This is a genomic window from Mycolicibacterium helvum (assembly GCF_010731895.1).
Taxonomy (GTDB): domain Bacteria; phylum Actinomycetota; class Actinomycetes; order Mycobacteriales; family Mycobacteriaceae; genus Mycobacterium; species Mycobacterium helvum.
This window is the reverse complement of the sequence record NZ_AP022596.1, coordinates 5,974,042-5,992,323: the sequence shown is the minus strand read 5'-3', so window position 1 is coordinate 5,992,323 and position 18,282 is coordinate 5,974,042. Positions and strand designations below refer to the sequence as shown.

Below are 18,282 nucleotides of genomic sequence, written 5' to 3'. Positions count from 1 at the left end.
GATGGCGCACTCGATCGAACTGCTCATCGACCAGCGCGCCGACACCGCCGTCCGCCAGATGTGGCACGCCCTTGCCGACGGCGGGTTGCCCAGCCGGCACCGCGTGCCCTCGGGCACCCGACGGCCGCACATCACGCTGGTCGCCGCCGAGCGCATCGCCCCGGGCATTGACCGGGTGCTGGGCGGGTTGGCCGAGGAACTCCCGCTGCCCGTGGTGCTGGGCGCGCCGCTGGTCTTCGGGACCGACCGGCTGACACTGGCTCGGCTCGTCGTCGGATCGGCGGCGCTGCTAGCCCTGCACGACGAGGTCTACGGCCTGTGCCGGCCGTTCGCATTCAATGTGTTCGCCCACAGTGCGCCGGGCCGGTGGACCCCGCACATCACGCTCGGGCGCCGTTTCACCCCGGCTCAGGTAGGGGAGGCGCTGGCGGCGGTCGACGGGATCGCGGCCGATATCCGGGCCAGCATCGTGGGCCTGCGGCGTTGGGACGGTGACGCCAAACGCGAGTACCTGATGGTCAATTAATCTGCGAAGCAATACTTTTCGGGACGCACATCTTCCACCCGTCGATCACCAAATCACGGACTTCGTCGAGATCGATCGCGTCCAGGCGAACGTGAATCCAGTTGTAACGCATGTCCGACGCGCGCGGGAGGGTGAACTTCTCGGGCTCGGCGGCGACCATTGCTTCTCGCTCCTCCTTCGGGAAACCGACACCCATCACCGTCTCGTCGGGCGAGAACGTGAGGAAGACGAGCCTGCCGACGCGGAACGTGATCCGGTCGCGAACGAGCGTCTCGTAGGCCCGCGGCAGCCCAAGCGCGATTGGCCGCACCGCATCGACGGTAATCACACCGGCGATGTCCGTCGTGCAGCGATTCCGTCGACCAGCAGCTGTACCCCGAAGTCGAACCGCCGGCCGAGGTCGGCCCCGAGCACGGATTGTTCGTCGGGGAGGTCGGCTCCGGCCGCGTCCCATTGCAGTCGCGATTGCTCGTCGGCGGTCGCCCCGAACACGTAGTGCAGCACGGTCCTGGCGGCCTGGACTCGGTGTGCGCTGTTCACCCCCGCCTCCCCGGCGGCCTGCGCCAGCACGCCCAGGATCTGCTCTACAGCTCTGGACTGTCCGGCGGCGAAGCTGGCCGACACCAGCTCGGCCCCGTCGGTGTGGGATAGCAGCGCGTCCCGCAGGCCGCGGCACACAGTCTCGATGCGGTCCCGCCAGTCCATCGGGGCCGGCTCGGCACAGGCTGGGGCCAGCACGTGGTCGGCGACGGCACCGAGAAGTTCCTGCTTGTTGGCGAAGTGCCAGTACAGCGCGCCGGGGGTGACGTCGAGTTCCCGGGCCAGCCGGCGCATGGTGAGGTCGGCGATCCCGTAACCGTCCAGGATCGCCGCCGCCTTGGCGACCACGTCGCGTTTGTGTAGCTGCACACGCTCACCCCCTCCCCAAGTCGCTTCGCTCCTGCCCCAGGTACTCTAGCCTGAACACTGTTCAAGTTAGTTGAACGTAGGAGGACATGCAGGTGACGCAGGCAGCGGTGGACGTAGTGGCACTGGCGCGCGAGCAGGTGCTCGAGCGCGGCGAGGGGCTATCCCGCGATCAGGTGCTCGAAATCCTGCAGCTGTCTGACGACCGGCTCGAGGAACTGCTGGCGCTGGCCCACGAGGTCCGGATGAAGTGGTGCGGCCCCGAGGTTGAGGTCGAGGGCATCATCAGCCTGAAAACCGGTGGCTGCCCTGAGGATTGCCACTTCTGCTCGCAGTCGGGCTTGTTCGCCTCGCCGGTCCGCAGCGCCTGGCTGGACATTCCCAGCCTGGTCGAGGCGGCCAAGCAGACCGCCAAATCCGGCGCCACCGAGTTCTGCATCGTGGCAGCTGTGCGCGGGCCCGACGAGCGGCTGCTGGCGCAGGTTGCCGCCGGCATCGAGGCCATCCGCAACGAGGTCGACATCCAGATCGCCTGCTCGCTCGGCATGCTCACACAGGAACAGGTCGATCGCCTCAAGGAGATGGGCGTACACCGGTACAACCACAACCTGGAGACCGCCCAGTCCTACTTCCCGAACGTCGTGACCACGCACTCGTGGGAAGAGCGTTGGGGCACACTGGAGATGGTCCGGGAGGCCGGCATGGAGGTGTGCTGTGGCGGCATCCTCGGCATGGGGGAGTCGCTCGAGCAGCGCGCCGAATTTGCCGCCAACCTGGCCGAACTCGATCCGCACGAGGTGCCGCTGAACTTCCTGAACCCGCGGCCGGGCACCCCGTTCGGTGATCTGGAGGTGCTGCCTGCGGCCGAGGCGCTCAAGGCGGTCGCCGCCTTCCGCCTCGCACTGCCCCGCACGATGCTGCGTTTTGCCGGCGGCCGTGAGATCACCCTCGGTGACCTGGGTGCCAAGCAGGGCATCCTCGGCGGGATCAACGCCGTGATCGTCGGAAATTACCTGACTACGCTGGGCCGGCCGGCGGAGGCGGATCTCGAGTTGCTCGAAGATCTGCAGATGCCGATCAAGGCACTGAACGCCAGTCTGTAGCCCGATTATCTGTACAAAGGGCAAGGTGATGGTCGAACAGCTGCCCGCACCCGTCGGTGCCGGGGTCTACAACGTGTACACCGGCGGACCTGCCGGCAGTGTCGTGCCCACCGCGGCCCAGCTCGGGCTGGAGCCGCCGCGGTTCTGCGCCGAGTGCGGCCGCCGGATGGTGGTGCAGGTTCGCCCGGACGGTTGGTGGGCCAAGTGTGCGCGGCACGGCCGGGTCGACTCCCATGATCTTGAGGCGCAGCGATGACACGACGCCGCGCGGCAGGCATCGTTGTCATCGGGTTGACGCTTGCGGGTGCGGTGATCGGCGGTCTGTGGTCATGGCTGGCCCCGCCGGCCCATGGCGTCGTCGCGCTGACCCGCTCCGGCCAGCGGGTGCAGACCTACCTGGGGAGTGAATCCGACCATCTGTTCGTGTCGGCGGCCATGTTCATCGGGCTGCTGACCTCGATGGCGATCGTGGTGGCAGTGCTGGTCTGGCAGTGGCGTGCTCACCGCGGTCCGTTGATGGCGACGGCGCTGTGGCTGGGCTTGGTGGCCGCCGCCGGTGCCGCCGCGGCGGTGGGTGCGGCGCTGGTGCATTGGCATTACGGCGCGGTGCCGTTCGATACCGCCCCGGTGACACCGCAGAACCGCGTCTTCTACTACTCCGAAGCGCCGCCGGTGTTCTTCGCGCGCGCTCCGCTGCAGGTGGCGACGACGCTGCTGTTTCCCGCCGCTGTTGCCGCACTCACCTACGCCTTGATGGCGGTGGCCACCCCGCGTGATGACCTCGGGGCCTTGCCGCCGATGGAACGCGCGCCGCTGGGCGCCGGTAGCCCGTCCTAGAGCTGGCCCCTTAAAGGGGACGCAGCGGAACCCGGCCGCCGCAGACCACCCGCGCGACGATCCCGCCGAGGCGCATCATGCCCGCGTAGGTCATCGGGTTGAGCAGCGTCGGCCACTTGGTGCGCACGATGTGCTCGTCAATCGGGCGCCCCTCGAACCGGTCGGTCAGCCAGCGCAGCGTCATCGGAGCCGACATCGGGTGCAGCAGCATGTGCTCGCTGAACATATCCCGGTGGTAGGTCACCCGCGCTCCGCCCGATGAGTAGGTGTGCGCCAGGTCGTCGATGTCCTCGACCGCGATCACTGAGTCGTGGACCGCCTGCACGATCAGCACCGGAAGATCGGGCACCGCCTTGCCGAGCTTGATGTTCTCGAAGACGTATTGGACCTCGGGCATCGCCAGCACGTCTTCCAGCGGCGGGCGCACCAGGTCATCCATATCGGTGCGGAACAGCCGGATAACCGCTTCGGCTGTTGTCATTTTCTCCAGCCGGCGCAGCAGGGCTTTGCCGTCCTCGGTGGCGTTCTGCTCGATCACTCGATTCAGGTCGGGGTAGGTCTTGGCCAGCGCGGACACCACCAGCGCGGGCAGCGCAGCCAGGTAGGAGCCGTTGAGCCGGCGGAACGTGTGGCCGAGGTCGCCGACGGGTGAGCCCAACACCGCACCGACGACATTGAGCTCGGGGGCGTACTCGGCATGCACTTCGGCCGCCCAGGCACTGGCCAGCCCGCCACCGGAGTAGCCCCACAACCCGATCTGGGTGTTCGCGTCGAGGCCGAACTGCTCGAAGCCGAGCGTGGCGCGCAGTCCGTCGAGGACGGCGTAGCCGGGTTCGTAGGGGGCGCCCCACATGCCCTCGGGCCCTTCATGATCTGGGACTGACACCACCCAGCCCTCGGCGAGTGCGGCCGCGATCAGCAGGTATTCCAGCTGAGCGATCGAGCCCAGCGACTTGGCTCGTCGGCGCAACGCGTACGACGGGAAGCAGCGCGCGGCCACCGCGTCGATGGCGCACTGGTAGGAGACGACGTTGCGGACCTGGGCGGGGGCGTGGCCGGTCGGGATGAGCACCGTGGTGACCGTGGACTGCGGCAGCCCGTTGTGGTCGGTGGTGCGGTACAGCAGTTGGGTGGCGCGGACTCGCTGCGGGATCAGCCCGAGAAAGCCCAGCTCAACGTTGCGGGAGCGGAGCACGGTGCCGGGTTCGGCGTGTTCGAAGCCCGCGGGGGGTTCGTAGAACGGGTCGTCGGTCGGCAGCACCGGATGCGCACCGCGCACGATCTCCTCGTGCGGGGCACGCCCGATCCATTCGGGGCGAGGAGCCCCGGCGCCAACCGGATGCATTCAGTCCTTCATACCTTAAGAAGGGTCTAAGAATCCAGTCCGCTCACCCGGGCGGCCGCAACGCGGCAAACTCGTCGGTCACCCGGATCTGGGAGTCGGTGAAGCGATAGAGGGCTGCCGGGCGGCCGCCGGTGCGGCCCGGGTGGGCGGTTGTTCCGGTCGGCGTGATGACGCCGCGGCGGGCCAGCACCCGCTGGAGATTGGTCGCGTCGACCTGGTAGCCCAGCGCGGCACCGTAGATGTCGCGGAGCGTCGAAAGCGCGAATTCAGTTGGTGCCAAAGCGAACCCGATGTTGGTGTAGGACAGCTTGGCGGCCAGCCGGGTTCGGGCGTAGTCAATCATCGGCGCGTGGTCGAAAGCCATGTCCGGCAACGCGTTCACCGGATGCCATCGGGTGTCCGGCGGCAGCACCGGGGTGGCGGGGCAGGGAATCAGCCCGAGGAATGTCGAGGCGATCGTGCGAACGTCCGGCACCCGGCCGGGATCGGAGAAAACGGCCAGTTGTTCCAAGTGGGCGATCTCACGCACGTCGACCTTCTCGGCGAGCTGGCGGCGCACCGAACTGGTGAGGTCTTCGTCAGCGCGCAACCGGCCGCCGGGTAGTGACCACTTGCCGCGCTCGGGTGCCAGTGCGCGTTGCCATAACAGCACGTTAAGCGTGGGTTTGCGGGAACTGACGTCGCCAACCTGGAATACGACGGCAAGCACTTCGTGTTCGGTGCTAGTATGAGGCATGTTTTCGATTGTAAGTCGAAAACCTCGACAGCAAGACAGGAGGCGGAAATGACCGTCCTGGATCGAGCCGACGCCGTCGATAACGACCTTGTCGCCCGCATCACCAACGGCCCCGGTGGGTATGCCGGCGTGAACGGTGACGAGGAATGGGCGGCCGAGGTGCGTCGGCTGGCCACCCTGCGCAACGCGACCATCCTGGCGCACAACTATCAGTTGCCGGCCATCCAGGATGTTGCCGACCATGTCGGGGACTCGCTGGCGCTGTCCCGGATCGCTGCCGAAGCCGCCGAAGAGACCATCGTGTTCTGCGGCGTGCACTTCATGGCCGAGACCGCCAAGATCCTGTCACCGGAGAAGACGGTGCTGATTCCAGATCAGCGGGCCGGCTGCTCGCTGGCCGACTCCATCACCGCCGAGGATCTGCAGGGCTGGAAAGACGAGCACCCCGGCGCGGTGGTGGTGTCCTATGTGAACACCACCGCCTCGGTGAAGGCGCTCACCGACATCTGCTGTACCTCGTCCAATGCCGTCGAGGTGGTGGCCTCGATTCCCGAGGATCGCGAGGTGCTGTTCTGCCCGGACCAGTTCCTGGGTGCCCATGTCCGCCGGATGACCGGCCGTACCAATCTGCACATCTGGGCCGGTGAGTGCCACGTGCACGCGGGAATCAACGGCGACGAGCTGGCCGACCAGGCCCGCAGCCACCCCGATGCCGAACTGTTCGTCCACCCCGAATGTGGTTGCGCCACTTCGGCGTTGTACCTCGCCGGCGAGGGAGCCTTCCCGGCCGACCGGGTCAAGATCCTGTCCACCGGCGGCATGCTCGACGCCGCCAAGGCCTCGCATGCCAAGCAGGTACTGGTGGCCACCGAGGTGGGCATGCTGCACCAGTTGCGGCGTGCCGCGCCGGGTATCGACTTCCAGGCCGTCAACGAACGGGCCTCCTGCACGTACATGAAGATGATCACCCCCGCCGCTCTGCTGCGTTGCCTGGTCGAAGGCGCCGACGAAGTCGACGTCGATCCGGATACCGCCCGGCTGGCCCGTGCCAGCGTGCAGCGGATGATCGAGATCGGTCAGCCCGGCGGCGGAGAATGACCCGCTCCTTCGCCTGCGGCGCGGGTGCGGGAGGTGTCGACTGGCAGCAGCGTGCCGATGTCGTGGTGATCGGCACCGGTGTGGCAGGCTTGGCCGCCGCGCTGGCCGCCCACCGAAGGGGCAGCCGCACAGTCATTTTGAGTAAGGCTCCAGATACCGCGACGTTCTATGCGCAGGGTGGTATCGCAGTGGTGCTGCCGCATACGGACGATTCCGTGGACGCTCACGTGCGGGACACCCTGGCGGCCGGTGCGGGCCTGTGTGAACCCGACGCGGTGCGCTCGATCGTCGCCGACGGCTACCGCGCGGTGGCCGATCTGGTCGACGACGGTGCCCGATTCGATGAGAGCGCCCCCGGACAGTGGGCGCTCACCCGCGAAGGTGGCCACTCCCGCCGGCGGATCATCCACGCCGGCGGCGACGCCACCGGCGCCGAGGTGCAACGCGCGCTCGATCACGCAGCCGCCACCCTGGATATCCGGCGCAATCATGTTGCGCTGCAGATCCTGCACGACGGTTCTGCGGTTACCGGAGTGCTGGTCCGCAATGCCGACGGGCTCGGCATCGTTCACGCGCCCTCGGTCATCCTCGCCACCGGCGGGCTGGGGCATCTCTACCGCGCCACCACCAACCCGGAGGGCTCGACCGGGGATGGCATTGCGCTGGCGCTATGGGCCGGCGTCGGCGTCACCGATATCGAATTCGTCCAGTTCCACCCGACGATGCTGTTCGACCGCGACGGGTCCGGGCGCCGCCCGCTGATCACCGAGGCGCTGCGCGGTGAGGGTGCGGTGCTGCGCGATGCCCGCGGTGAATCGATGACCACACATCATCCGATGGGTGACCTCGCCCCGCGCGATATCGTCGCGGCGGCGATCGAAGCGCGGCTACACGAAACCGGTGACGAATGCGTGTTTCTCGACGCGCGCGCGATCGACCGGTTCGCCCAACGCTTCCCGACGGTGACGGCGGCCTGCCGAGCTGCCGGCATCGACCCCACTCGTGAGCCGATCCCGGTTGTCCCCGGAGCGCACTACAGCTGCGGCGGTGTCGCCACCGATGTGTTCGGCCGCACCGAGCTGCCCGGGTTGTTCGCCGCCGGTGAGGTGGCCAGGACCGGCATGCACGGCGCCAACCGGTTGGCTTCGAACAGCCTGCTGGAAGGCTTGGTCGTCGGCGCTCGCGCAGGTAGAGCTGCCGTCGACCATGCCGGCAACGTGGGGGCAGTGATGGCGAAAGCCGAAGAGCCCCAACATACCGCGCTGGACCGGCAGGTATTGCAGACCGTGATGACCGAGCACGCCTCGGTGGTCCGCGACGCCGCCGGGTTGCAGCGCCTCACTGACGCGCTGGCCGCGGCGACACCACGGCCGATGACCACCCGCGCCGCTGCCGAGGACGTCGCGCTCACCGTGACAGCTCGTGCGGTGGCCGCAGCGGCGTTGGCACGCAATGAATCTCGTGGCTGCCACCATCGTGGCGACCATCCCGACGCCGATCCGGCCCAGGCCTTCAGCCGAACGTTGCACGGCGACCATGCCGAGGTGTGTCTGCGATGAAACTCACCGACGACGAGCTGGCCGACGCTCGGATCACGATCCGTCGCGGCCTCGACGAGGACCTGCGCTACGGCCCCGACGTCACCACGCTGGCCACCGTGCCCGAAGACGCCACGACGGTGGCGTCGCTGGTGACCCGGGAGCCCGGCGTGGCCGCCGGTATCGACGTGGCGCTGCTGGTTCTCGACGAGGTGCTCGGTCAGGGCGGCTACCGGATCCTCGACCGCGTCGACGACGGCACCCGGCTCGATGCGGGGGCTGCGCTGCTGCGGGTGCAAGCCCCGACCCGCGGGCTGCTGACCGCCGAGCGGACCCTGTTGAACCTGGTCTGCCACCTGTCTGGCATCGCGAGCGCCACCGCGGCCTGGGTGGACGCTGTCGAGGGCACCAAGGCCAAGATCCGCGACACTCGCAAGACCCTGCCGGGGCTGCGGGCGCTGCAGAAATACGCCGTTCGGGTCGGCGGCGGGGTCAATCACCGGATGGGCCTGGGAGATGCCGCGCTGATCAAGGACAATCACGTCGCGGCCGCAGGATCGGTGGTGGCCGCCCTGCGGGCCGTTCGCGCCGCCGCACCGGACCTGCCGTGTGAGGTCGAGGTCGACACCCTCGAACAGCTCGACGAGGTACTCGCCGAGGACGTGCAGTTGATCCTGCTGGACAACTTCCCGGTCTGGCAGACCCAGATCGCGGTGCAGCGCCGCGACGCCAACGCCCCCGGCGTGCTCCTGGAGTCCTCCGGCGGCCTTGGGCTGGACAGCGCCGCCGAATACGCTGGCACTGGTGTGGATTATCTGGCCGTCGGCGCGTTGACCCACTCGGTACGGGTGCTCGACGTCGGCCTGGATCTTTAGCTCAGGCGATATCGGCGACGAATGCGCCGACGCCACGTTTGACGCCCCGGCGGGCCACCCCGGGCAGGGACGGATCATCGGTACCGGCAGGCACCACCCGAGGGTTGATCAAGTGCAGCGTGTGGCGTCCGTGGCGGATGTCGGCCTCGCCGGCAGCCAGGACGTTCTTGACCCAGTTGGTCTTGCCGTGGCCCAGCATGACGGCGAGGGTGTCGCCCTTGCGGAAGGCCGAAACGACGGTCTCGTACGGTGTGCCCGAAGTGCGGCCACGATGAGAGATGACCGACATGCCTGGCATGTATTTGGCCAGCGGCTTCACGGCCGGGTTGAAGTACTTGATCTGGAAGTTCTCGAACCAGACCGGGAACTTCATCGGCACGCCGGGGGCATTGTTCGGGTGATCCTTGGTCGCCATGGGGCCCAAGGTTAGGCCGCAGTGCCCCGGCGCACCAGCGACAGCACCACCGCCGCGGCGGCGAACAGGCCCGAGAATGTCCTGTTGAGCAGGGTCTGCTGGCGCGGGGTCCGCAGCCAGCCCAGCAGCCGCGCCGCCAGTCCCGTGTAGGCGCCCATCACCACCAGGTCGACGACCACCATCGTCGCGCCGATGGCCAGGTATTGGGGGAGTAGCGGCGCGGTCGGTACGACGAACTGCGGCAGCACCGCCAGCAGGAACACCAGACCCTTGGGATTGGTGATGTTGACCAGGGTCCCGCGAACCAGCAAGGCAAACCGCCCGCCACTGCCGGTGGCGTTGAGTTGTTCGCCCAGGTCACCGGGGACGGTGCGCCACTGGCGGACGGCCAGGTACACCAGGTAGGCCACCCCGATCCACTTGATGACGGTGAACGCGATCACCGATTGCGCCACCGCAGCGCCCAGTCCGACGGCGACCGCCACCAACTGCATCATCAGGCCGATCTGCAGCCCGGTGATGTTCCAGTAACCGCGGCGCAGACCGTACGCCAGGCCGGTCGCCATGGACTGGATGGCACCGGCGCCCGGGGACACACTGATGGCGATCGAGGCGCCGACGAAGGCCAGCCAAAGCTCCCATTGCATAACGGCAGTATCCGGGCTGGCGCGCCCCGCGCCCAACGGATTTTTATTCGGGTGCATCGATACGGGACAATTGAACCGATGACCAGCTTCGCCTTGAACCGGATCGACCTGCGTGGCCGCACGCTGACTGCCGCCCAACTGCGCGCGGCGCTCCCGCGCGGCGGTGTGGACGTCGACGCCGTGGTGCCCAAGGTCCGGCCCATCGTCGACGATGTCGCCGAACGCGGCGCGGTGGCTGCGCTGGAGTACGGCGAGCAGTTCGACGGGGTGCGCCCCAAGACTGTGCGCGTGGCACCTTCCGCCTTGGCGGCGGCGCTGGCCGCCCTGCCTGCCGATGTGCGCGCCGCACTGGAAGTGGCGATCGATCGCACCCGCGCCGTGCACGCCGACCAGCGCCGCACCGATATCACCACCTTGTTCGACGCCGGGGCTTCGGTCACCGAGCGCTGGGTGCCGGTGGAGCGGGTGGGCCTCTATGTACCCGGCGGCAACGCGGTGTACCCGTCGAGCGTGGTGATGAACGTCGTTCCCGCCCAGGCCGCCGGCGTCGAGTCCCTGGTGGTGGCCAGCCCGCCGCAGGCCGAGTTCGGTGGCCTGCCGCATCCCACGATCCTCGCGGCGGCGGCGCTGCTCGGCGTCGACGAGGTGTGGGCCGTCGGCGGTGCGCAGGCAGTGGCGCTACTGGCCTACGGCGGTACCGACACCGACGGCGCCGAGCTGGCGCCGGTCGACATGGTCACCGGGCCGGGCAACATCTACGTCACCGCCGCCAAGCGAATCTGCCGCTCGCAGATCGGCATTGACGCCGAGGCTGGTCCCACCGAGATCGCCATCCTGGCTGACCACACCGCGGACCCGGTCCACGTCGCGGCCGACCTCATCAGCCAGGCCGAACACGACGTGATGGCCGCCAGTGTGTTGGTGACTGACAGTGCTGCGCTGGCCGAGGCCACCGAAGCCGAACTGGCCGTGCAACTGAGCACCACCAAACACCGCGAGCGGGTCACCGAGGCGCTGCGCGGACGTCAGTCCGGCATCGTGCTGGTCGACGATATCGACACCGGTGTGCGCGTCGTGAACGCTTATGCCGCCGAGCATTTGGAGATCCAGACCGTCGAGGCCAACGAGGTGGCCGGCCGCATCCGCGCGGCCGGGGCGATTTTCGTCGGCCCGTGGTCGCCGGTCAGCCTCGGTGACTATTGCGCCGGGTCCAACCATGTGCTGCCCACCGCGGGGTGTGCGCGGCACTCCAGCGGCTTGTCGGTACAGACCTTCCTGCGCGGTATCCACGTCGTCGACTACACCGAGGCCGCGCTCAAAGACGTATCGGGACATGTCATCACGCTGGCCAAGGCCGAGGACCTGCCTGCGCACGGCGAAGCGGTCCGGCGGAGGTTCGAGCGATGACCGTTCCCGGAGCCCGGGTCACGCTCGCGGACCTACCGCTGCGTGACGACCTGCGTGGCAAGTCCCCGTACGGCGCACCGCAACTCGATGTGCCGGTGCGGCTGAACACCAACGAGAACCCACACCCACCCAGCCCCGCGCTGGTCGAGGACGTGACGCGTTCGGTGCAGGCCGCGGCCGCCGAGTTGCACCGCTATCCCGACCGGGACGCCGTCGAGTTGCGTCGCGACCTTGCCGCCTATGTGCGGGCCCAGACCGGTGTCGAGGTGCAAACCGAAAACCTCTGGGCAGCAAACGGATCCAACGAGATTCTGCAGCAGCTGCTGCAGGCGTTCGGCGGGCCGGGCCGCAGCGCCATCGGCTTCGTGCCGTCGTACTCGATGCACCCGATCATCTCGAACGGCACACAGACCGAGTGGATCGAGTCGGTGCGCGCGGAGGACTTCAGCCTCGACGCCGACACCGCGGCCACCGTCATCGCCGCCCGTGATCCTGACGTGGTGTTCGTCGCCAGCCCGAACAACCCTTCCGGCCAGAGCATTCCGCTGGCGGATCTGCGCCGGCTGCTGGACGCCATGAACCACGGCATCCTGATCGTCGACGAGGCCTACGGCGAATTCTCCAGCCAGCCCAGTGCGGTCGGGCTGATCGACGAGTACCCGAGCCGGCTGATTGTCAGCCGCACCATGAGTAAGGCGTTCGCGTTCGCCGGTGGCCGGCTGGGCTACTTGATCGCGGCCCCGGCGATCGTCGACGCCGTGCTGCTGGTCCGGCTGCCGTATCACCTTTCGGTGCTGACGCAGGCGGCGGCTCGGGCCGCGCTGCGGCACGCCGACGACACCCTGGGCAGCGTCGCGACGCTGATTGCCGAGCGGGAACGGGTCTGCGCCGCCCTTGCCGAACTCGGGTTCCGCGTCATCCCCAGTGACGCCAACTTTGTGCTGTTCGGTGAATTCGCCGACGCCGCGACGGCCTGGCAGCACTACCTCGATGACGGTGTCCTGATCCGCGATGTCGGGGTCGGTGGATACCTGCGCACCACAATCGGATTGGCCGACGAGAATGACGCCTTCCTGGCCGCCAGTGCCCGGCTGGCCACCTCCCACCTTGCCCCAATAGGAGCGACATGAGCCGCATCGCAAAGGTCGAGCGCAAGACGCGCGAGTCCGACATCGTCGTCGAACTCGACCTGGACGGCACCGGAGATGTCAGCGTGCGCACCGGCATCCCGTTCTTCGACCACATGCTGACCTCGCTGGGCACGCACGCCAGCTTCGACCTGACGATCGCCGCGCAGGGCGATGTCGACATCGAAGGTCACCACACCATCGAGGACACCGCGATCGTGCTGGGCACCGCACTGGGACAAGCGCTGGGTGACAAGAAGGGCATCCGCCGGTTCGGCGATGCCTTCATCCCGATGGACGAGACGCTGGCTCATGCCGCGGTCGATGTCTCCGGGCGGCCGTACTTCGTGCACACCGGCGAACCGGACTACATGGTCGATTTCACGATCGCCGGTTCCAGCGTGCCCTACCACACGGTGGTCAACCGGCACGTGTTTGAGTCGCTGGCCTTCAACGCCCGCATTTCGCTGCACGTGCGGACCATCTACGGTCGCGACCCGCACCACATCACTGAGGCGCAGTACAAGGCGGTGGCCAGGGCACTGCGGCAGGCCGTCGAGCCCGATCCGCGGGTCTCGGGCGTGCCGTCCACCAAAGGCTCACTGTGACAGCTAAATCCGTCGTAGTCCTGGATTACGGCTCGGGCAATCTGCGCTCGGCGCAGCGGGCGCTGGAACGCGTCGGCGCCGACGTCGAGGTGACCGCCGACGCGCAGCGCGCGCTGAACGCCGACGGCTTGGTCGTCCCGGGCGTCGGCGCGTACGAAGCCTGTATGACCGGGCTGCGTGGGATCGACGGGGAGCGCATCATCGCCGAGCGGGTGGCCGCGGGCCGGCCGATGCTGGGCGTGTGCGTGGGTATGCAGATCCTGTTCGCCCGGGGCGTGGAGTTCGGGGTGGAATCGACAGGGTGCGGGCTGTGGCCGGGATCGGTCACCCGGCTGGACGCGCCGGTGATCCCACACATGGGCTGGAACGTCGTCGATGCGGCGCCGGGCAGCCTGCTGTTCAAGGGGTTCGACGCCGATACCCGGTTCTACTTCGTGCACTCCTATGCCGCACAGAAGTGGGAGGGCGCACCTGACGCGCTGCTGACCTGGGCCACCCACCACGTGCGGTTCTTGGCCGCCGTCGAGGACGGGCCGGTGTCGGCGACACAATTTCATCCGGAGAAGAGCGGTGACGCCGGTGCGGCGCTGCTCGCGAATTGGGTTGAGGGGCTGTAAGAGTGCCACTGATTTTGTTGCCTGCTGTCGACGTGGTCGAGGGTAAGGCGGTACGCCTGGTGCAAGGCAAGGCCGGCAGCGAGACCGAGTACGGATCGGCGCTGGACGCCGCGCTGACCTGGCAGCGCGACGGCGCCGAATGGATTCACCTGGTGGATCTCGATGCCGCGTTCGGCCGTGGGTCCAACCGAGAGTTGCTGGCCGAGGTGGTTGGTGCGCTCGATGTGAAAGTCGAACTGTCCGGCGGGATCCGCGACGACGAGTCACTCAAGGCCGCGCTTGCCACCGGCTGCACCCGGGTCAACATCGGTACCGCGGCGCTGGAGAACCCGCTGTGGTGCGCCGCGGCGATCGCCGAGTATGGCGACAAGGTGGCCGTCGGGCTGGATGTGCAGATCGTCGAGGGGGAGCACCGCCTACGCGGCCGCGGTTGGGAGACCGACGGCGGAGATCTGTGGCATGTGCTGGAACGCCTTGACAGCGAGGGCTGCTCCCGGTTCGTCGTCACCGACGTCACCAAGGACGGCACACTCACCGGACCCAACCTCGATCTGCTCGAGGGTGTGGCCGAGTGCACCGACGCCCCGGTGATCGCGTCCGGCGGGGTGTCCAGCCTGGATGATCTGCGTGCGATCGCGACGCTGACCGACAGTGGGGTAGAGGGTGCGATCGTCGGAAAGGCGCTCTACGCCGGCCGATTCACGCTGCCGGAGGCGCTGGCCGCGGTGAGCCAGTAACCCCGATGGCAGCGCAGTCGGCAGACCTCGAGGCCCTGGTGGCCCAGGCGGCGGTGATCCTGGACGAGGCGTCCACACCGTTCATCGCCGGGCACCGGGCCGCGTCTGCCGTGCAGAAGAAGGGCAACGACTTCGCCACCGAGGTGGACTTGGCCATCGAACGTCAGGTGGTTCAGGCGCTGGAGTCGGCCACCGGGATCGGTGTGCACGGTGAGGAATTCGGCGGGGCGCCAATCGATTCCCCACTGGTGTGGGTACTCGACCCCATTGACGGCACGTTCAACTACGCCGCCGGTTCGCCGATGGCCGCGATCCTGCTGGGCCTGCTGCGCGACGGTGAACCGGTCGCAGGCCTGACCTGGTTGCCGTTTACCGATCAGCGCTACAGCGCGGTCGTCGGCGGACCGGTCTACTACAACGGCGTCGCCCAGCCGCCGATCGGGCACAGCGAGATCGGGCAATGCGTGGTCGGCATCGGCACGTTCAACGTCGACTGGCGGGGCCGGTTCCCGGGCCGCTATCGGCTTGCGGTGCTGGAGAACCTGAGCCGGGTCTGCTCGAAGCTGCGGATGCACGGTGCCACCGGCGTCGATATCGCCTACGTGTCGGCCGGAGTCATGGGCGCGGCCATCAGTTTCGGCCACCACATCTGGGACCACGCCGCGGGCGTCGCGCTGGTGCGCGCCGCGGGTGGGGTCGTCACCGACCTGTCCGGCCAGCCGTGGACCCCGTCGTCGCCCTCGGCACTGGCGGCCGCGCCGGGCGTGCACGCTCATGTCATGGAGATCCTGGACAGGGTCGGCCCACCGGAGGATTACCTGTAATGGATGTCGCCGTACGTGTGATTCCCTGCCTCGACGTGGATGCCGGCCGGGTGGTCAAGGGGGTGAACTTCGAGAACCTGCGTGACGCGGGCGATCCCGTCGAGCTCGCCGCCGCCTACGACGCCGAGGGCGCCGACGAGCTGACGTTCCTGGATGTCACGGCGTCGTCGTCGGGGCGCTCGACGATGCTCGACGTCGTGCGCCGCACCGCCGAGCAGGTCTTCATCCCGCTGACCGTCGGCGGCGGTGTGCGTTCGGTGGCTGACGTGGACATGCTGTTGCGCGCCGGCGCGGACAAGGTGTCGGTGAACACCGCCGCGATCGCCCGCCCGGAGTTGCTGGCCGAGTTGTCGCGCCAGTTCGGATCGCAGTGCATCGTGTTGTCGGTGGACGCCCGCACGGTGCCTGCCGGCTCAGCATCAACCCCGTCCGGCTGGGAGGTCACCACCCACGGCGGGCGGCAGGGGACCGGTATCGACGCCGTCGAATGGGCTACCCGCGGGGCCGAACTCGGGGTCGGCGAGATCCTGCTGAACTCGATGGACGCCGACGGCACCAAGGCCGGTTTCGACCTGAAGATGCTGCGCGCGGTACGCAAGGCCGTCACGGTGCCGGTGATCGCCAGCGGAGGGGCCGGTGCGGTCGGCGATTTCGCGCCCGCGGTCCAGTCCGGTGCGGATGCGGTTTTGGCGGCCAGCGTCTTCCACTTCCGTGAGCTCACCATCGGACAGGTCAAGGCGGCGATGGCCGCAGAGGGCATAGTGGTGCGATGAGCCTCGATCCGGATATCGCCAAGCGGCTCAAACGCGACGCCAACGGATTGTTCGCGGCGATCGCGCAGGAGCACGGCTCCGGTGACGTGTTGATGGTGGCCTGGATGGACGACGAGGCGCTGGCCCGCACACTGGAGACTCGGGAAGCCACCTACTACTCGCGCTCTCGCGGCGAGTACTGGGTCAAGGGCGCGACATCCGGTCATACCCAGCACGTGCATTCGGTGCGACTGGACTGCGACGGTGATGCAGTGCTGTTGGAGGTCGACCAGGTCGGCGGGGCCTGCCACACCGGCGACCACAGCTGTTTCGACGCCGACCAACTGTTGGGGCCAGAAGCTTACAATAAGCGCGCCGCCAACTGAGGCTGCTCGCGTGCGCCTTCTTCGCGAAGGATCGCGTCACCGCCGTTTTCGGGCTCCGAGCCTTAAGACTGTCGATGCCCCTATGGTCATCAGTCACGTTGCGCCAGAACATGTCCGGCCCGCCTACGATGTGAACTCGTCGATCAGTTCATCGACCACCCACCGCGCGGCCCGTCGGGGCGGGGAATCGGGTAGACCGATGACGATGTGGGTGAAGCCGACCTGGATGGCCTCGCTGATCACCTGGCGGGCCAGCTCGGGTTGGGTGTAGGACACCGGCAGGTGTATCGAGCGGATGATGCTTGCCGGATCGCGCCCGATCTGACGGCAGGCCTGGCTGAGTAGCTCGCTGCGATGGGCGGCGTCGGCCGTGTCGCCGCCGACGATGTTCCATATGTCGGCGTGAGCAGCGGCGATGCGGAGCAGCGAGATCGACCTGCCACCGACCAGGATGGGCGGGAGGGGCTGCTGCAGCGGTCGGGGTTCGCCCAGCGCGCCGGTGAGGTGCAGGTGTCGGCCGGTGAAGTCGAATGGTTCGGTCTCGGTCCAGAGCTTCTTGATGACAATGAGCGCCTCGTCGAGGGCTTCCGCTGCGGGGGCGAAGTTGTCGAAGGCTAAGCCGTGTGCTTGATACTCGCGCCGGGCCAGCGGGTGGCCAGGTCTTGAACCGGCGCCGATACCGAAGTTGAGCCTTCCTCCCGAGATGATGTCCACAGTTGCGGCGATCTTGGCCAATACAGCGGGAGGCCGGAACCGGTTGCTCGTGACCATCACGCCCACGCGCAAGCGATGGGTCTGAGAGGCCAGCGCGGACAACAGTGTCCAGGATTCGTACGTCGGGCCCCTGCCGGTTGGCGTCATCAAGTGATCGGATAGCCACGCGTGATCGATCTGGGGAATCTCGTCAGCCGCATGCCATATGCGTAGGAGGTCATCGTAGGAGCTGTTCTGCGGTGGCGTCATGATGCCGAAACTCGTCACGGTCGTCGGTGTCACGGGATTCGTCCCTTCTGTTACTCCCGAAGCGGGAATCGTTGCGGGAAGACCAATTCGGAAAGAACCTGCATGGGCAGGCCCCGCGGGCGTCGACCAGATCTTGATGGGGTCAAGCAGGTTCTTCCGCGCGCTGAGCTGTCTCGGGCTGGGCGATCGCGCGGTCTCAATGCGTTGCGGACGATGGCCGGTTGTCGGCCGATAAGCAGGCCGCCAGCATGTCGAAGGCGGTCTCTAGCTGCTGTCGATGTGCGTATGCGATATCGGCGATGTCATGTCCGGCGAGTCGGCGCCGGACGGTCTGCACGGCTATGGTGCGGTATGCCGCCACAAGCAAAGCCGCGGTTAGCGCGCAGTCGCCCGTGAACTGGGCGTCGTCGCGGAGTGTTGCGGCCAGCTCCGCCTCGACCTCGAACTGGAACGCCCGTAGCCGCGAGACCAACGCTGGCGAGTCAATCACCGTGCGCATGAAGGGCTCGATGTCACCGGCCAGCCCGGACAGCACATGCTCCTGCTCGGCGAGGTCGAGCGCGATCTGACGGAACGCTTCCACGACGCTGATTTGGTCAGCGCGCTCGTGGACTGCACACCGAATGAGGTCGGTGATGTCGGGAAGGCGGTCGAGTAGCAAGTCTTCCTTGTGCTGGAAGTGCGAGAACACCGTGACCTTCGACACCCCGGCGGTGGCGGCCACCTCGGCGATGGTGACATCGTCGAATCCGTGTTCCAGGAAGAGCTCAGTAGCCACCGCCGCAATATGGGCCCTGGTTTTCGCGCCACCCCGGTCTCGCCGCCGCGCCATTGC

General features: G+C 67.7%; 23 protein-coding genes. 15 read left to right on the top strand and 8 right to left on the bottom strand.

The genetic code is table 11. The features are described from left to right. Position 1 precedes the first annotated feature (1 nt). Positions 2-526, top strand: a complete 525-nt coding sequence (locus tag G6N38_RS28235; protein ID WP_163751389.1) for a 2'-5' RNA ligase family protein — start codon at positions 2-4, stop codon at positions 524-526. Here the strand turns inward: G6N38_RS28235 and G6N38_RS28230 are convergent. Continuing rightward, on the bottom strand, positions 519-854 hold the full coding sequence (locus G6N38_RS28230) for an MmcQ/YjbR family DNA-binding protein (protein WP_163751388.1): 336 nt from the start codon (positions 852-854) through the stop codon (positions 519-521). The genes G6N38_RS28235 and G6N38_RS28230 overlap by 8 nt on opposite strands. Continuing rightward, the gene (locus G6N38_RS28225; RefSeq protein WP_163751387.1) at positions 851-1,435 is read right to left on the bottom strand and encodes a TetR/AcrR family transcriptional regulator C-terminal domain-containing protein; all 585 of its coding nucleotides are present in this window, start codon (positions 1,433-1,435) and stop codon (positions 851-853) included. Before G6N38_RS28225 ends, G6N38_RS28230 begins: the two co-directional genes overlap by 4 nt. Positions 1,436-1,542: 107 nt before the next feature. On the opposite strand from G6N38_RS28225, the gene bioB reads away from it, so the two are divergent. Genes bioB through G6N38_RS28210 form a run of 3 tightly spaced genes read left to right on the top strand, consistent with a single transcriptional unit; the run spans position 1,543 to position 3,372 of the window. Beyond that, positions 1,543-2,535, top strand: coding sequence for a biotin synthase BioB (gene bioB, locus G6N38_RS28220; RefSeq protein WP_407663026.1), 993 nt, complete (start codon positions 1,543-1,545; stop codon positions 2,533-2,535). A 28-nt stretch (positions 2,536-2,563) separates the two neighbouring features. Then, the gene (gene bsaP, locus G6N38_RS28215; protein ID WP_163752509.1) at positions 2,564-2,791 is read left to right on the top strand and encodes a biotin synthase auxiliary protein BsaP; all 228 of its coding nucleotides are present in this window, start codon (positions 2,564-2,566) and stop codon (positions 2,789-2,791) included. Beyond that, positions 2,788-3,372: a DUF2567 domain-containing protein gene (locus tag G6N38_RS28210; protein ID WP_163751385.1), complete on the top strand. Its 585-nt coding sequence runs from the start codon at positions 2,788-2,790 to the stop codon at positions 3,370-3,372. The genes bsaP and G6N38_RS28210 overlap by 4 nt, the downstream gene beginning before the upstream one ends. 10 nt (positions 3,373-3,382) lie before the next feature. On the opposite strand, the gene G6N38_RS28205 is transcribed toward G6N38_RS28210, so the two are convergent. Further along, complete coding sequence (locus tag G6N38_RS28205; protein ID WP_163751384.1) at positions 3,383-4,717, bottom strand: lipase family protein; 1,335 nt, start codon at positions 4,715-4,717, stop codon at positions 3,383-3,385. Positions 4,718-4,760: 43 nt separating this feature from the next. Beyond that, positions 4,761-5,453, bottom strand: coding sequence for an NUDIX hydrolase (locus tag G6N38_RS28200; protein WP_163751383.1), 693 nt, complete (start codon positions 5,451-5,453; stop codon positions 4,761-4,763). Between the two features lie 48 nt (positions 5,454-5,501). Here G6N38_RS28200 and nadA point away from each other — a divergent pair, with 48 nt between their 5' ends. From nadA to nadC, 3 genes are read left to right on the top strand one after another with little or no spacing between them, the layout of a single operon-like run. Continuing rightward, positions 5,502-6,551, top strand: a complete 1,050-nt coding sequence (gene nadA / locus G6N38_RS28195; RefSeq protein ID WP_163751382.1) for a quinolinate synthase NadA — start codon at positions 5,502-5,504, stop codon at positions 6,549-6,551. Continuing rightward, entirely contained in the window at positions 6,548-8,110 is a 1,563-nt protein-coding gene (locus G6N38_RS28190; RefSeq protein ID WP_163751381.1) for an L-aspartate oxidase, read from the top strand. Before nadA ends, G6N38_RS28190 begins: the two co-directional genes overlap by 4 nt. After that, positions 8,107-8,964, top strand: a complete 858-nt coding sequence (nadC, locus tag G6N38_RS28185) for a carboxylating nicotinate-nucleotide diphosphorylase (RefSeq protein ID WP_163751380.1) — start codon at positions 8,107-8,109, stop codon at positions 8,962-8,964. The genes G6N38_RS28190 and nadC overlap by 4 nt, the downstream gene beginning before the upstream one ends. A 1-nt stretch (position 8,965) precedes the next feature. Here the strand turns inward: nadC and G6N38_RS28180 are convergent, their stop codons facing one another. Beyond that, positions 8,966-9,379, bottom strand: a complete 414-nt coding sequence (locus tag G6N38_RS28180) for a nitroreductase family deazaflavin-dependent oxidoreductase (RefSeq protein ID WP_163751379.1) — start codon at positions 9,377-9,379, stop codon at positions 8,966-8,968. An 11-nt stretch (positions 9,380-9,390) separates the two neighbouring features. Continuing rightward, positions 9,391-10,026 carry a homoserine/homoserine lactone efflux protein gene (rhtB, locus tag G6N38_RS28175; RefSeq protein WP_163751378.1) on the bottom strand — a complete coding sequence of 212 codons (636 nt, stop codon included), beginning with the start codon at positions 10,024-10,026 and terminating at the stop codon, positions 9,391-9,393. Between the two features lie 78 nt (positions 10,027-10,104). Between rhtB and hisD the strand changes: the two genes are divergently transcribed. Genes hisD through hisI form a run of 8 tightly spaced genes read left to right on the top strand, consistent with a single transcriptional unit; the run spans position 10,105 to position 16,484 of the window. Further along, positions 10,105-11,433, top strand: a complete 1,329-nt coding sequence (gene hisD, locus G6N38_RS28170) for a histidinol dehydrogenase (protein WP_163751377.1) — start codon at positions 10,105-10,107, stop codon at positions 11,431-11,433. Then, a complete protein-coding gene (locus tag G6N38_RS28165; protein ID WP_163751376.1) occupies positions 11,430-12,563 on the top strand; it encodes a histidinol-phosphate transaminase in 1,134 nt (377 codons plus the stop codon). The genes hisD and G6N38_RS28165 overlap by 4 nt, the downstream gene beginning before the upstream one ends. After that, on the top strand, positions 12,560-13,168 hold the full coding sequence (gene hisB / locus G6N38_RS28160; RefSeq protein WP_163751375.1) for an imidazoleglycerol-phosphate dehydratase HisB: 609 nt from the start codon (positions 12,560-12,562) through the stop codon (positions 13,166-13,168). The genes G6N38_RS28165 and hisB overlap by 4 nt, the downstream gene beginning before the upstream one ends. Continuing rightward, entirely contained in the window at positions 13,165-13,785 is a 621-nt protein-coding gene (gene hisH, locus G6N38_RS28155; RefSeq protein WP_163751374.1) for an imidazole glycerol phosphate synthase subunit HisH, read from the top strand. The genes hisB and hisH overlap by 4 nt, the downstream gene beginning before the upstream one ends. 2 nt (positions 13,786-13,787) lie before the next feature. Then, positions 13,788-14,522, top strand: a complete 735-nt coding sequence (gene priA / locus G6N38_RS28150; RefSeq protein ID WP_108055949.1) for a bifunctional 1-(5-phosphoribosyl)-5-((5-phosphoribosylamino)methylideneamino)imidazole-4-carboxamide isomerase/phosphoribosylanthranilate isomerase PriA — start codon at positions 13,788-13,790, stop codon at positions 14,520-14,522. Between the two features lie 5 nt (positions 14,523-14,527). Beyond that, the gene (locus G6N38_RS28145) at positions 14,528-15,346 is read left to right on the top strand and encodes an inositol monophosphatase family protein (RefSeq protein WP_163751373.1); all 819 of its coding nucleotides are present in this window, start codon (positions 14,528-14,530) and stop codon (positions 15,344-15,346) included. Continuing rightward, positions 15,346-16,119 (top strand): imidazole glycerol phosphate synthase subunit HisF, encoded by a 774-nt coding sequence (hisF, locus tag G6N38_RS28140; RefSeq protein WP_163751372.1) that lies wholly within the window; start codon positions 15,346-15,348, stop codon positions 16,117-16,119. The genes G6N38_RS28145 and hisF overlap by 1 nt, the downstream gene beginning before the upstream one ends. Beyond that, the gene (hisI, locus tag G6N38_RS28135) at positions 16,116-16,484 is read left to right on the top strand and encodes a phosphoribosyl-AMP cyclohydrolase (protein ID WP_163751371.1); all 369 of its coding nucleotides are present in this window, start codon (positions 16,116-16,118) and stop codon (positions 16,482-16,484) included. Before hisF ends, hisI begins: the two co-directional genes overlap by 4 nt. A 123-nt stretch (positions 16,485-16,607) precedes the next feature. On the opposite strand, the gene G6N38_RS28130 is transcribed toward hisI, so the two are convergent. Then, entirely contained in the window at positions 16,608-17,480 is an 873-nt protein-coding gene (locus tag G6N38_RS28130) for an LLM class flavin-dependent oxidoreductase (RefSeq protein WP_246227489.1), read from the bottom strand. 163 nt (positions 17,481-17,643) lie between these two features. Beyond that, on the bottom strand, positions 17,644-18,225 hold the full coding sequence (locus tag G6N38_RS28125; protein WP_246227487.1) for a TetR/AcrR family transcriptional regulator: 582 nt from the start codon (positions 18,223-18,225) through the stop codon (positions 17,644-17,646). Positions 18,226-18,282: the final 57 nt, after the last annotated feature.

Coding starts and splice junctions, on each gene's coding strand:
- G6N38_RS28235 (WP_163751389.1), top strand. CDS start 2: ATGGCGCACTCGATCGAACTGCTCATCGACCAGCGCGCCGACACCGCC.
- bsaP (WP_163752509.1), top strand. CDS start 2,564: ATGGTCGAACAGCTGCCCGCACCCGTCGGTGCCGGGGTCTACAACGTG.
- G6N38_RS28210 (WP_163751385.1), top strand. CDS start 2,788: ATGACACGACGCCGCGCGGCAGGCATCGTTGTCATCGGGTTGACGCTT.
- G6N38_RS28205 (WP_163751384.1), bottom strand. CDS start 4,717: ATGCATCCGGTTGGCGCCGGGGCTCCTCGCCCCGAATGGATCGGGCGT.
- G6N38_RS28200 (WP_163751383.1), bottom strand. CDS start 5,453: ATGCCTCATACTAGCACCGAACACGAAGTGCTTGCCGTCGTATTCCAG.
- nadA (WP_163751382.1), top strand. CDS start 5,502: ATGACCGTCCTGGATCGAGCCGACGCCGTCGATAACGACCTTGTCGCC.
- G6N38_RS28190 (WP_163751381.1), top strand. CDS start 6,548: ATGACCCGCTCCTTCGCCTGCGGCGCGGGTGCGGGAGGTGTCGACTGG.
- nadC (WP_163751380.1), top strand. CDS start 8,107: ATGAAACTCACCGACGACGAGCTGGCCGACGCTCGGATCACGATCCGT.
- G6N38_RS28180 (WP_163751379.1), bottom strand. CDS start 9,379: ATGGCGACCAAGGATCACCCGAACAATGCCCCCGGCGTGCCGATGAAG.
- rhtB (WP_163751378.1), bottom strand. CDS start 10,026: ATGCAATGGGAGCTTTGGCTGGCCTTCGTCGGCGCCTCGATCGCCATC.
- hisD (WP_163751377.1), top strand. CDS start 10,105: ATGACCAGCTTCGCCTTGAACCGGATCGACCTGCGTGGCCGCACGCTG.
- G6N38_RS28165 (WP_163751376.1), top strand. CDS start 11,430: ATGACCGTTCCCGGAGCCCGGGTCACGCTCGCGGACCTACCGCTGCGT.
- hisB (WP_163751375.1), top strand. CDS start 12,560: ATGAGCCGCATCGCAAAGGTCGAGCGCAAGACGCGCGAGTCCGACATC.
- G6N38_RS28145 (WP_163751373.1), top strand. CDS start 14,528: ATGGCAGCGCAGTCGGCAGACCTCGAGGCCCTGGTGGCCCAGGCGGCG.
- hisF (WP_163751372.1), top strand. CDS start 15,346: ATGGATGTCGCCGTACGTGTGATTCCCTGCCTCGACGTGGATGCCGGC.
- hisI (WP_163751371.1), top strand. CDS start 16,116: ATGAGCCTCGATCCGGATATCGCCAAGCGGCTCAAACGCGACGCCAAC.